General features: G+C 74.3%; 11 protein-coding genes. 4 read left to right on the top strand and 7 right to left on the bottom strand.

What is annotated here, in order from left to right; genetic code table 11:
• Positions 1 to 176 precede the first annotated feature (176 nt).
• Positions 177 to 1,055, bottom strand: a complete 879-nt coding sequence (locus AC559T_RS10665; RefSeq protein WP_498868590.1) for a serine hydrolase domain-containing protein — start codon at positions 1,053 to 1,055, stop codon at positions 177 to 179.
• Positions 1,056 to 1,124: 69 nt separating this feature from the next.
• Between AC559T_RS10665 and AC559T_RS10660 the strand changes: the two genes are divergently transcribed.
• Positions 1,125 to 2,348, top strand: coding sequence for an NAD(P)/FAD-dependent oxidoreductase (locus tag AC559T_RS10660; RefSeq protein ID WP_235014029.1), 1,224 nt, complete (start codon positions 1,125 to 1,127; stop codon positions 2,346 to 2,348).
• Between the two features lie 199 nt (positions 2,349 to 2,547).
• Here AC559T_RS10660 and mdh read toward each other — a convergent pair whose 3' ends face one another.
• The 3 genes from mdh to AC559T_RS10645 all read right to left on the bottom strand — a co-directional run bounded on the left by mdh (position 2,548) and on the right by AC559T_RS10645 (position 4,889).
• Complete coding sequence (gene mdh / locus AC559T_RS10655) at positions 2,548 to 3,480, bottom strand: malate dehydrogenase (protein WP_071066091.1); 933 nt, start codon at positions 3,478 to 3,480, stop codon at positions 2,548 to 2,550.
• A gap of 8 nt (positions 3,481 to 3,488) precedes the next feature.
• Positions 3,489 to 3,695, bottom strand: a complete 207-nt coding sequence (locus tag AC559T_RS10650) for a hypothetical protein (protein ID WP_071066092.1) — start codon at positions 3,693 to 3,695, stop codon at positions 3,489 to 3,491.
• Positions 3,696 to 3,893: 198 nt separating this feature from the next.
• Complete coding sequence (locus tag AC559T_RS10645) at positions 3,894 to 4,889, bottom strand: DUF3017 domain-containing protein (RefSeq protein WP_498868589.1); 996 nt, start codon at positions 4,887 to 4,889, stop codon at positions 3,894 to 3,896.
• Positions 4,890 to 5,227: 338 nt separating this feature from the next.
• Here AC559T_RS10645 and AC559T_RS10640 point away from each other — a divergent pair, with 338 nt between their 5' ends.
• Together AC559T_RS10640 and AC559T_RS10635 are read left to right on the top strand one after the other, a co-directional pair.
• A complete protein-coding gene (locus AC559T_RS10640) occupies positions 5,228 to 5,929 on the top strand; it encodes an FHA domain-containing protein (protein ID WP_498868588.1) in 702 nt (233 codons plus the stop codon).
• 282 nt (positions 5,930 to 6,211) lie between these two features.
• Entirely contained in the window at positions 6,212 to 6,532 is a 321-nt protein-coding gene (locus AC559T_RS10635) for a hypothetical protein (protein WP_071066094.1), read from the top strand.
• 260 nt (positions 6,533 to 6,792) lie between these two features.
• Here AC559T_RS10635 and purH read toward each other — a convergent pair whose 3' ends face one another.
• Together purH and AC559T_RS10625 are read right to left on the bottom strand one after the other, a co-directional pair.
• The gene (gene purH, locus AC559T_RS10630; RefSeq protein ID WP_498868587.1) at positions 6,793 to 9,297 is read right to left on the bottom strand and encodes a bifunctional phosphoribosylaminoimidazolecarboxamide formyltransferase/IMP cyclohydrolase; all 2,505 of its coding nucleotides are present in this window, start codon (positions 9,295 to 9,297) and stop codon (positions 6,793 to 6,795) included.
• A 172-nt stretch (positions 9,298 to 9,469) separates the two neighbouring features.
• Positions 9,470 to 10,156, bottom strand: coding sequence for a helix-turn-helix transcriptional regulator (locus AC559T_RS10625; protein WP_498868586.1), 687 nt, complete (start codon positions 10,154 to 10,156; stop codon positions 9,470 to 9,472).
• Between the two features lie 171 nt (positions 10,157 to 10,327).
• Here AC559T_RS10625 and AC559T_RS10620 point away from each other — a divergent pair, with 171 nt between their 5' ends.
• Positions 10,328 to 10,891 (top strand): hypothetical protein, encoded by a 564-nt coding sequence (locus tag AC559T_RS10620; RefSeq protein WP_071066096.1) that lies wholly within the window; start codon positions 10,328 to 10,330, stop codon positions 10,889 to 10,891.
• On the opposite strand, the gene AC559T_RS10615 is transcribed toward AC559T_RS10620, so the two are convergent.
• Positions 10,792 to 12,210 (bottom strand): cell division protein PerM, encoded by a 1,419-nt coding sequence (locus AC559T_RS10615; RefSeq protein WP_112106543.1) that lies wholly within the window; start codon positions 12,208 to 12,210, stop codon positions 10,792 to 10,794. The genes AC559T_RS10620 and AC559T_RS10615 overlap by 100 nt on opposite strands.
• Positions 12,211 to 12,271 lie beyond the last annotated feature (61 nt).

Here is a 12,271-nt window from a genome sequence, read left to right as displayed (position 1 = left end):
CCGACCAACCATGGCGCCATCATGGCCCACGAGACCACGCTGTCTTCTCCGGACCAGGGTTGACATCAGTGCGCGACCGCCCGAGGACAGAACAGGCATCGCGGCGGCCGCACCCGGCGGGCACCCGAGTCGGTCACCCGATCACAGGACGAATCCAGCCGGCGGGCCTGTGGCGCTCAGGCCGTCCGGGCCATCTCCAGCTCAGCCAGGACGTCCGCGGAGAGAACCGGCCAGGCCGCGCCCGCCCAGTCGCCGAAATCCCGATCGGTCAGTACTACGCACGCGACGTTCACCGCTGGGTCGACCCAGACGAAGGTTCCCGAGCGCCCGAAATGGCCGAAAGTCGCAGGGCTGTTGGTGGCAGCCGTCCAATGCGGGCTCTTGGTTCCGCGTATCTCAAACCCGAGGCCCCAGTCGTTCGGGTGCTGCGCGCCGAAACCCGGAAGCACCCCCGCAAGGCCCGGAAAGGCGACCGAGGTCGCCGCGGCGAACGTGGCCGCGGAGACCAGGCTCGGCGCCAGCAGTTCCGCGGCGAACGCGCCGACATCCGCCAGCGTCGCCGTCACCGCATGCGCCGGCGAACCTTCGAGGACGGCCGTCCCCATTCCCAGCGGCCGGAAAACGGCCTCCGCCAGGTAAACATCGAAGGGGATGTCCGTGACCCGCTCGAGATGACGCCCGAGCTCCTCGAAACCGGTGTTCGAGTAGATGCGGCGGGTGCCCGGGCGGGCCATCACCCGATCGCCCGAGAACGCGAGACCGGAGGCGTGCGCGAGCAGATGCGCCACCGTCGACGACTCCGGGCCGGCCGGCTCGTCCAGCGCCAGGGCACCCTCCTCGATCGCGACGAGCACCGCGTAGGCGCTCATCAGCTTGGAGACCGACGCGAGCCGGAACCGGACCGTCGGATCGCCTGCCACGCCGACCTGGGTGGCCACGGCCCGGGGGCCACCGGCACCGGCCGCACCACCGGCACCGCCCGTGCCCGGCGACCGCAGCACGACGGCCGCAGCCGTCCGCACGGGCCACGTGTCCAGCTGCCTGAGCGCATCCATGTCCGGCACTCTACGAACTGCCGGCCGACCGGTGCCGGGACGCCGGCTGCCACACTGGCTGGCGTGCCCATCCACGCACCCAGCCCCGTCCACGCCGCCGTTCCCGGCACCGGGAACGGGCCGCCGGTAGACCTGCTCGTGGTGGGCGGCGGCCCGGCGGGCAGCGCGGCTGCGCTGCGGGCGCTGCAACTGCGGCCCGACGCCCGGGTCGTGATCGTCGACGCCGCGGACTTCCCCCGCGACAAGACCTGCGGGGACGGCATCGCACCGCACGGCGTGGACGTCCTGCGCGCACTGGGCATCACCGACGCGACCAGCGGGTACCGCCCGGTGGACCGGATGCGCCTGCGCACACCTGGCGGTGCCGAGGTCGCCACGCCGTCCGAGCGGGCGACGCACGTGATCCCGCGGGAGGTCTTCGACGCCCGCCTCGTCGCCGCCGCGCGCGCCCGCGGCGCCGAGTTCCTCCGGCGGCGGGTGCGCTCGCTGGAGGTCACCGCCGGCGGCGGGGGCGAGCCGGTGGTCACCGTGGACGGCGGCGTGCTGCGCGCACGGGTCGTCGTCGGCGCGGACGGCGCGAACTCGACCGTGCGCCGGGCGCTGGGCATCGCACCGAACCCGCCCGAGGGTCTGGCGATCGCCGTCCGTGCCTACGCGGACGCACCCAAGGACGACCGCCCGCCCGAGCAGCTCATCGAGATGACGGACGAGGGCTGGCCGGCCTACGCCTGGTCGTTCCCGATCGGGGACGGCCGGGCCAACATCGGGTACGGCATGCTCCGCTCGCGGCTGCGCGCGGCGGGCACGACACCGAAGGCCGTCCTGCACGGGACGCTGGCCCGGCTGCTGCCGGACACCCCCGCCTACGAGGGCACCCTGCGCGCACACCACCTGCCGCTGTCCACGCACCGCCCACGACTGCCGGACGGCCCCGTGCTCCTCGCCGGGGACGCCGCGTCGCTGATCAATCCGTTGACCGGTGAGGGCATCTACTACGCGCTGCTGTCGGGATCGCTGGCCGGCCAGGCGGCGATCACCGACCCGGGCCCGGCCGCCGGGCGGGCCTACCGACGCGCCCTGGACGGCGAGCTGGGCAGGCACCTGCGGCACACGTCGCTGCTCGCCGGGCTCGCCGGCCGCCACCGCCCGCTGATGGACGCCGCGGTCCGCTCCGCCAGCCGCCGCACCGAGCTGTACGACAGCCTCGTCGAGATCGGGCTGGGTAAGGGAACGATCCCGGCCGGGTCACTGGCCCGGCTCGGGCTGCGGCGTGTGTTCACCGCGGCGCGCTGAGCCCACCCGAACTCGCCCACGCTCGCCCTCACTCACCCACCGGACCTCACTCACCCACCGGCCCACGCTCACCCGCCGGCCCAGCGGGCCCGCAGGGTCGGTGGTCCCGGAGGTTCCCGGGGTCCGAGCGCGTCCTGTGGGTGCGTGGGCCGGCGGAGCGAAAGCTACCGGCTGGTCAGCTGTCGGCTGGTCGCCGCCGCTACAGGCTGGCGACGTCCGCCTGCTTGGCGCGCACGGCCTCGGCGGCCGTCTTGAGCGCGGCGAGCTCGGAGCCGGTCAGGTCGATCTCGACAACCTTCTTCACGCCCCCGGCGCCGATCTGCGCGGGCACGCCGAGGTAGACGTCGGAGATACCGAACTCGCCCTGTACCCAGGCACAGACCGGCATGACGGCGCCGGAGTCCTCGGCGACCGCCTTGACCATGCGGGCCGCCGCCGCGGACGGAGCGTAGTAGGCCGAACCGGTCTTGAGCAGCGCGACGACCTCCGCGCCTCCGTTGCGGGTCCGGTTGACCAGCTCCTCGATCTTGTCCGCCGGGAGGAGGTCGCTCAACGGCTTGCCGTCGACGGTGCACTGCGAGGGCACCGGGACCATCGTGTCGCCGTGCGAGCCCAGCGTCAGGGTCTTCACCGACGCGACCGGCACGTTCAGCGTCTCCGCGACGAAGTCGGTGAAGCGGGCGGTGTCGAGCATGCCCGCCTGGCCGAGCACCCGCGAGCGCGGGAAGCCCAGCACGTTCGCGGCGAGCGCGGTCATCTCGTCGAGCGGGTTGGAGACCACGACGACGACCGCGTCCGGCGACGTCTTCGCGATGCTCTCCGACACCTGACGGACGATCTTGGCATTGACCTCGATGAGGTCCATCCGGCTCATGCCCGGCTTACGGGGCAGGCCGGCGGTGATGACGACCACGTCGGAACCGGCGGTGTCGGCGTAGTCGTTGGTCCCGACGACCTTGGTCTCGAAGCCCTCGATCGACCGGGACTGATTGAGGTCGAGCGCCTGGCCCTGCGGCTTGCCCTCGACGATGTCGATGATGACGACCGTGTCGAAGATGTTGTACTCAGCAAGTCGCTGCGCGGTCGTCGAACCGTAGAAACCGGCCCCGACGACAGTGACTTTTCCGGGCATTGGACTGATCAGCTCCCCAGTATCGCGATGATCGCGTCGACGATCTCGGCGGTGCCCACGGCGGGGTCTTCAGGCGCCGGCGTAGTGGTCGCAGGTGACCGACGTGCCCTCCTGGCGATCTCTTCGGCGACGGGCTGGCCACCCCACAGGGGAGCATCGGTCAGCTCGGGCCCGGTGCCGCCGCCGAGGATCAGGGCTACGTGACGGTTCGCCATAGGCGCGCTTCGCCCCGCTCATCTGTGCACGGTTGTCCGATGACCAGCCGAGGCTATCGCGCGAGTCGGATCCAGGGCACGGGTCGGCGACGTGCGCCACGCCCGCTCGGGCCGGCCGTGCGCAGCCGCGCACGGCGTTCGCCGGCGGCGTCGTGCCAGACCGTGACCCCAACAGCCGCTTTCGGTGGACGGGTCGGGTCAGCCACCGCTGTACGGCACGGTGGAGGTGAGCACGATCACAGCCGTGCCCAGCACGACGAGGGTCACGGTGTCGAAGACCCGGCCCCGCACGGCGAGCATCCCCACCTGCCGGGTGGGAAGGCACAGCCGCAGTAGGGCGGCCACAAGAAGGACACCGCCCGCGGTGAGCAACCCCCGCCGCCAGTGGTCCTGTGAGACGAAGAGCAGGCCCAGCGCGACACCGCCGAGGATGCCGCCGAAGACGATCCGGCCGAGGCGGCCGCCGGTCGCCGATCCCGCCGACCGGCGGCGGGACGGCCGGCCCGCGCCACCACCGGCTCCCGGCTCAGGGACGGGCCGACCTTCGGCACCCGCGGGATCAGCGGAACTGACGAGCTGACGTTCAGTGAGCGGATCGCCAGCACGTGAGTGGTCGAGGCGATGGTCCGCGACGCCGGGGCCGTCGGTGTGGTGCGGCTGCGCCCATGGGCCCGCCGGCGGGCCCTCTCCCGGCGGCGGCCAGCCCTGCGAGGGCTCCCGCCGCTGCCGCCGGTCCGAGCCCCGGTCCGCGCCGCCGTCCGCCGGACGTCCCCAGCCCGGCCCTTCATGGCCCGGTCGCTCGCCGGCCTGGCGGCCGCGCCCTGGCCTGCCATGGTCCGGTCGCCCACGCTCCGGCCATCCGTGATCCGGCCGTTCGTGGTCCAGGCGCTCGTGGTCCAGGCGCTCGTGGTCCAGGCGCTCGTGGTCCGGGCGGCCGCGCCGCGGGGCCGCGGGCTCCGGGCGCCACGCCTGCGGTGGCCACGCGGGCGGGGGCCACTGCCCGGTGTCCCGCTCGGAGCCGGGGTTGGCGGCCTCCTCGGAGCGCCACCGCCCGGAGTCCGGTTCGGACGGTTCCCCGGCCTGGATCTCGGAAGGCCACTCGGAGTGCCGCCCCTCGGCCCGCCGGGCGCCGCCGGCGCGCGCGCCGCGCTCCCGATCAGGCCGACCCCACGCACCCGGGACCGTCTCGGTCACCTGCTCTCCGCCTCCTCAGGCCCGCCCCCGCGCGCGTATCCCCCGCGCGCGGGCTACTGAGGCCACACAGTAGGCGCCGGCCGTCACCCGGCGGGCAGCCGCCCGCCGCCCGGGCCGGCCCGGGCGGCCGGTCCACGGGGTCGCCCGCGGGCCCGCGGGCACCGCCGCGCTCATCCCGTACGGAGCCGGGACGACCGGGGACATCGTGGCCGGTGAAGGGCCACATCGCCTGGTGGTGTTATCAGGCTCGCCACCGGGGATTGATCGAGGAGTTCTGGACAACCGGCCGGAGCTGCGCAGCCGCGTGCTCCGGCATTGGAAGGGGGAGGTAACCGACAGTGGACGGGCCGAGTCTGCGGATCGAACGGACAGGTGAGGTCGTCGAGCTGACCGAGGATGTGACCACCGTGGGTCGCGGGCCGGGCGTGCACGTCTCGCTCCCGGACGCCAGCGTCTCCCGGTTGCATGCCGAGATCGTCCGCCGCGGGCCGTACGTGTATGTGGCCGATCTCGGGCTGTCGCGCAACGGCACCCGGGTGAACGGGCGCCTCGTCGGCCGCAAGGTGCTCGCGGACGGCGACGTCGTCCGGTTCGGGGCGGCGGGGGTGCGGGTCCTGGACGAGCGGCCCGCCCTGGTGGCGGAGGAGCCTGCCCGCCTCGCGGACCAGAGGCTGTCGCCGAGCGGAAACGGCGTCCGGGACGAGGAGCCACCGAGCCTCACCGGCCTGGAGGGCCTGGCCGGCACCACCGCCGGGATGCGCATCCCCGACCCGCCCGACCTGACGCGCCGCGAGTGGGATGTGCTGCGCGCCCTGTGCCGGCCGCTGACCGAGCCGGGGGTCTTCGTGATGCCCCGCTCGGCGCGGGAGATCGCCCGGGACCTTGTCGTCACCGAGGGGGCGGTCAAACAGCACCTGCTCCGCCTGTACCGCAAGTTCGGGATCGCGCCCGGACCGAACCGCCGCGGGCGCCTCGCCAACGAGGCCGTCCGGCTCGGTGTGGTGCGGCCGATGGACGATGCGATGGCTCCACCGGGCTGACCCGTTCGAGGCACCCCGCGATCGAGCCGGACACCTGAGACACAACGGGATCACTCTGCCTCGAAACCGACCCTGCTGGCCACGGAATCGGAGGATACCCCTTGCCACAAGGACTTCTCCCTCCGAACCCCGGACCGCCAACACTACGGACACATCCCGGAGAATCCACACCGGAGGGTGTCGACACACTCCACCACCAACGGGATAGACCCCCCGAGTGCACACGTCGTGCGCGACTGGGGGAGACTGCCGCCGCGGTCCCCAAATGGTAGGGAGTTCGACGTGGCAGACGATTCGCCGCACAGCAAGAAGCTTCAGGAACTGATGTTCCGGGCGTGGGAGACCTTCGGCGACGCGCGTCATCTCGACAGCGACGACCGGGTCTTCGTGCAGGCGCTCGCGCGCCAGACCGCCGACCGGATCTCCGTCCTCTACGGAGCGAGCTGGCGAGAGGCGCTCGACTGGGTCGCGCAGCGGTACGTGCCGACCGCGGACCTGCCGGGCGGCACGACCCCGGTGTCACCGAACGGCGCCGCCGCGAACGGCAGCCCGACCGTCAGCCGCCGCGGTACCGCCGCGGCGGAGGTCGGCTCCACCTCCTGACCGGGGTGGGCAGCGCAACCTGATCACCCCGCGGGGACCGATGTCGATCCCCGCGGGGTGACGGCGCCGGTGCGCCGGGCGTCAGCGCCGACGCTCCCGTGCGACGTGCGACGTGCGACGTGCGACGTGCGACGTGCGACGTGCGACGTGCGACGTGCGACGTGCGACGTGCGACGTGCGACGTGCGACGTGCGAGCGGACCACGCCCGGTGGGCGACGCTCCGCGGACGACGCGGTGGGCCACGCTCAGTGGGCGGCGCTCAGTGGGCGAAGTGCCGGACACCGGTGAAGTACAGCGCGACACCGGACTCCCGCGCGGCCGCGATCACGAGATCGTCGCGCACCGAGCCACCCGGCTCGACAACCGCCCGCACTCCCGCGTCGGCGAGAACCTGGAAGCCGTCGGGGAACGGGAAGAACGCGTCGCTGGCGGCCACCGAGCCCTTCGCCCGGTCGCCGGCGCGGGTCACGGCGAGGCGCGCCGCGTCCACCCGGTTGACCTGCCCCATGCCGACCCCGACGGTCGCGTTGTCCGCGGCGAGCAGGATCGCGTTCGACTTCACCGAGCGAACCGCGCGCCAGGCGAAGCCGAGGTCGGCGAGGGTGCTGTCGTCGACCGGGGCACCGGCCTCGAGCGTCCAGCCCGACGGGTGGTCGCCGGGGGTGTCGAGCGCGTCCCGTGACTGCAGCAGCATCCCACCGCTGACCTGGCGCATCTCGACCCCGCGCGAGTGGGTCGGCGGCGCGCAGACGAGCAGGCGGATCGACGGCTTGCGGGCGAGGATCTCGACGGCCCCGGGCTCGTAGTCGGGCGCCACGACGACCTCGGTGAAGATCTCCGCGATCTGCTCGGCGAGCTCCACACTCACCGGGCGGTTCACCGCGATCACGCCGCCGAACGCCGACACCGGGTCGCAGGCGTGGGCCTTGCGGTGCGCCTCGGCGACGGTGGCACCGACGGCGATGCCACACGGGTTGGCATGCTTGATCACCGCGACGGCCGGGTCCGCGAAGTCGAACACCGACCGCCAGGCCGCGTCGGTGTCGGTGTAGTTGTTGTAGGACATCGGCTTGCCGTGGAGCTGGCGCGCGGACGCGAGCCCGGGGCTGCCGTCCTCGCCCACGTACAGCGCGGCGCGCTGGTGCGGGTTCTCGCCATACCGCAGGACGCTGGACCGGTGCCACTGGGCCGCGAGGACGTCCGGCCAGCCCGTCTCACGGGCGGTGTCGTCGGGGGCCAGCGCGCTGGCGAACCAGGAGGCGACCGCCGCGTCGTAGGACGCGGTGTGCGCGAAGGCGCGGGCCGCCAGCCGGCGCCGGGCGGGGAGGTCGTAGCCGGACCCGCGAACGGCCGCGGCCAGGTCGCCGTAGTCCTGCGGCGACACCACCACGGCGACCGAGGCGTGGTTCTTCGCCGCCGCCCGCAGCATGGCCGGCCCGCCGATGTCGATCTGCTCGATCGCCTCGTCCTCGGTCGCGCCCGAGGCGACGGTCTCGCGGAACGGATAGAGGTTTACGACGAGCAGGTCGAACGGCTCGATGTCGAGCTCCGCCAGGACGGCGGCGTGCTCGGCGTTGCGCAGGTCCGCCAGCAGACCGGCGTGCACTCGCGGGTGCAGCGTCTTGACCCGGCCGCCGAGCACCTCCGGGAAGCCGGTGACCGTGCTGACCGGGGTGACCGCCACACCGTGGCGGGCCAGGACCTCGGCCGTCGAACCGGTGGAGACCACCTCGACCCCCGCCTCGACGAACGCGGTGGCGAGCTCCTCCAGACCGGCCTTGTCGTAGACGCTCACCAGGGCCCGGCGCAACCTCCGGTGGCCCGTCGCCACCAGCTCCGCCGAGCCCTCGGCCGGCCGGCCGCCGGCCGGGCCGGCGCCTGCCGCGCCCGCCGCACCTGCCACACCCGCCACACCCGCGACCCCGCTCGTGTCACCAGGCCCCGCGCCCGTGCTCGACTCCCCCGCCATGACCCCTCCTGAACCTTCCACGATGCCTCCGTCGGCATGATGTTTCTCTGCGTGGACCCCACCGGAATGGCTCCCGCCGGCAGGGCCGGCGAGTGCCGGCCCACCGCCCGCGCGGGCGGGTTCCACCTGATCACGGCCGGCGCTCGGGCCGGCAGCGAGCACCGGGCCGATCGCCGCCTCCCCCGTTCCTGTACTACCCGCACTACCCGCGCGTGCGCCCGCCAGCGGGAGCTCCCGCCGGACGACACGACCGATGACGGCCACGAACAGCCGCCGTTCCACCGCCTGGATGCGTGCCCGCAGCGCGTCCTCGTCATCCGTGGGCTCGACCGGGACGGCCGCCTGGTCGATCACCGGACCGGTGTCGACGCCCTCGTCGACCCAGTGCACGGTCACTCCGCTGACCCGGACGCCGGCGGCGAGCGCGTCGCGCACGGCGTGGGCGCCCGGGAAGGCCGGGAGCAGCGAGGGATGGGTGTTCACCGTGGGGAACCGGCCGATCACCTGGCTGCCGAGAACCTTCATGTACCCGGCGAGGACGAGCAGGTCCGGCGTGTGCTCGGCGATCCGCGCGGCGGTCGCGTCGTTGAAGGCGGCGCGATCGGCGCACTCCTCGAGCCGCACCGTGAACACCGGTACCCCGACCGCCTCCGCGCGCCGCTGCGCACCCGTGTCCGGCCGGTCGGTGCCGACCGCGACGACCCGCGCGCCGAAGGCCGGGTCCGCGCAGGCTTCGAGGACAGCCTGCAGGGTGGTGCCGGCCCCCGAGGCGAGGACGACTAGGCGAGCGGGCACAGGACCCTCCGTGGGTGGTCGGCCGGCCGGCACCGGACCGGTCGAGAACTCGGCCGCGCGCGGACACGACCCACGGCGGCAACTGTCCGAATGTACTGACCCGGTGGCTCACGACACGCCGGACAAGCACGGCGCGCACCACGCTCGCCCGCGGCCCGGACCGGACCGGGTGTCATGCCGCGCGGCTCGGGACGAGGGGCGCCCCGGGGGCGTCCTGATGCATCATCACCATGACCGGCGCGCGCACACAGTCGGTGTTCCCGTCGCCGCCGCCGTGGCACCCGCCGCAGAAGGGATCGGCACACTCGCCGGCGCACGGGGACCCGAGGGACGGGGATGCGGCGCACGGCGATGCGGGGCGCGGGGCGCCGGCCGGCTCGGTGGAGCCGCCGGTCGGCGCGGCCAGCGGCTCCCGCTCCTCGCCCGCGGGGGCGAAGGAGCCCTGATCCTGGTGGCGATACCGACTCAGACCACGGCGGGGGCCACGCTCGGACGGCACCCGCCCGGGGAGCTCGTCCAGGTCGTCGTGATCCGTTCCGTCGAGCAGGTCGCCGGGGCGGCAATGGTAGAGCGCCGCGAGCCTGGCCAGTGTGCGCGCCGAGGGGGCTCGGCCGCCGCGGGCCGGCCAGATCTCCCAGTACGAGATCGTCTTGCCCGTCTTGGTCGCGCCCGGCCCGGGCCAGCGCTCGTTCCAGCGCCGAGCGACCTCCTCCTGCGTCCAGCCATGGGCCAGGCGGTACGCGACGCGCGCGTTGAGGCGATGACGTAGGCGCAGCTCCAGGGCGATGCGCTGGTATGTCCAGCCCAGGGCGCGCAGCCGGGTCGCCTCGACCCGCAGCGCCTTCGACGTGCTCGGCATGCACCCTCCCACGGTTGATCAATCGGGGAGACCGTAACGGACGGGGCCGACATTCCGGTCCGGCACGGATCACGCCCGCCCGACTCCTACGATGTCGTCCGAGAACATCCACGGCCGGCCGCGGAACCGAGTCCGGAGCCGGCCGGCAGGCGGCCGGGAGGCGCAGGAACCGTGTCCGACCACTCCCACCAGGACTCCGACCAGGGCTCCCGCCAGGACCGTGCCCGGGACTCCGCCGGCTTCACCGAGCCAGCCGCACACCCTCCGTCGGGTCACAGCGAGGCAACAGGGCCGGCACCGGCCGGCCCGTTCGCGGACCGCCTGGCCGCTCGGTACGGCCGCGGTGCCGGCCGGCCCGGCCGGGAGCCGGTGCCCGGGCGCCGAACCGGGCGGATCTCGCTGACCCTCGGGGTGGTCGCGCTGGTCACCAGCATCGCGGTCGTCGGCGGCGCCGTCGGGATCGCCGCCATCGTGACGGGAATGCGGGCCCGCGCCCACGCCCGCCGAGGCGGGACCGGCGGCGGCATGGGCACGGCCGGGCTGGCGCTCGGCGCCCTCTCACTGCTGGTCGCGGTCACCGTCGCCGGCGGGACGTGGGCCTTCTACGAACGGCACGGCGACGACCTGCACCGCTATCAGGAATGCCGGCGCGAGGCCCGGTCGCCCCAGGCGCTCGACGAGTGCAGCCGCCGCTTCAGCGAAGCGCTGCGCACCGAGCCGACCTCGAACGGCTGACCGGCACGCCGCGCCACCATCTCGGCCAGGCAGCACACCACGACGCCCACCACGGCCAGCTCTCCCGCGGCCGCCAGCCCCACCGACCATCCCGTCGGCCCGAAACGGCCGGACGCGTCGCCCAGCCGGCCGGCCGACAGGTGCGCGGTGAACATCATCAGCACCCCGCTGAGCCCCGCCGCGGCAAGCACCGCCGCCAGCCGGCGCCGGTGGCTGATCTGCCCGGCGCAGCGGCGCACCGACACCGCGAGCATGATCCCGGCGACGACGGGCACCAGCGCCAGCACGAGCCAGCCGGGCCGTGGCAGCGGGCCGGGCGGCAGCGCGGCGAAGACCGGCAGGTCAGGCAGCATCGCCGGGTGCACCGCGTCCGGCCGGACGAAGCCGCCGCCGGTGCCGAAACCCGGGCCGAGCGTGTACGCCAGCGCCCAGATGACCAGGTTGGGAAGCACCGCGAGCTGGACGGCGGCCAGCCCGACGCCGCCGACCACGCCGGTGCCCAGGCCGCGGTCGGCCGCGGCGATCTCGGGCAGGGTCGCGGCCAGGACCAGCGCGACCCCGAAGGCGGACGCGCCCAGCAGCGCGGTGAACGAGGTGAACGCGGCCGTGACGGGCACCCTGACCATGCCGGGCAGGGCACGCCAGACCGACCGCAGCGCGCCGTAGCCGGAGAGGGCTCCGACCGACGCGCCGGTCACGCTGAACGACAGCGCGCCAACGACGACGGTGAGCAGATCCGGGCGCGCGGCCGGCGCCGACACGACGAGCGCGACCAGCAGGACGAAGACCGTCTGGGTGACGGCGACGAGTGCGACATCGCGGCCCAGCGCTCGCCAGGGCGGCGGTGTCCCGGCCCGCGCTGACCGGCCCGGGCGCAGGCTCGACGGACGCAGGCCGGCCGGGCGCAAACCCCGCGCGGGCGGCAGCCGCTCGAGATTGCCGGTCGCCAGGCGGTGCGCGGCGGTCGTCGCCGCGAGGAGGGGAAGCAGCGCCAGCCCCACCGGGAGGAAGTCGACGGTCCCGCCGGGCAGGTGGATGGTGGCGCCGTGCGCGAGCAGCCACAGATCCGCGCCGACCCGTGCCGCGGTGTCCGGGCCGGCGGACGAGCTGGTGTCCGTTCCCCACACGACGAGCACGACGAGCTCGATGACGACCAGCCCCACGGCGCTGGTCGTGACGGCGCTGACGACCGGGCGGCCGAGTCGCCGCCAGGCCCGCGGCGGCCCGCCGGCGGCCTGCTCGGCGTCGGCGGTGCCGGCTGCGTCCGCGGCGGGCTCACGCCCGCGGACGGCCCCGGTGAACGCGCCGGAGTTTCGCACGGGAGCACCCACGCTCGGCAGGCTCGCACGGACGGAGGACCACTTCCGGGACAACACGCCG

It is taken from the genome of Frankia sp. Hr75.2 (genome assembly GCF_949319125.1).
In the GTDB taxonomy this organism is placed as follows: domain Bacteria; phylum Actinomycetota; class Actinomycetes; order Frankiales; family Frankiaceae; genus Parafrankia; species Parafrankia soli.
The sequence above is the reverse complement of the archived record's forward strand: the minus strand, read 5'-3'. Positions and strand labels throughout refer to the sequence as shown.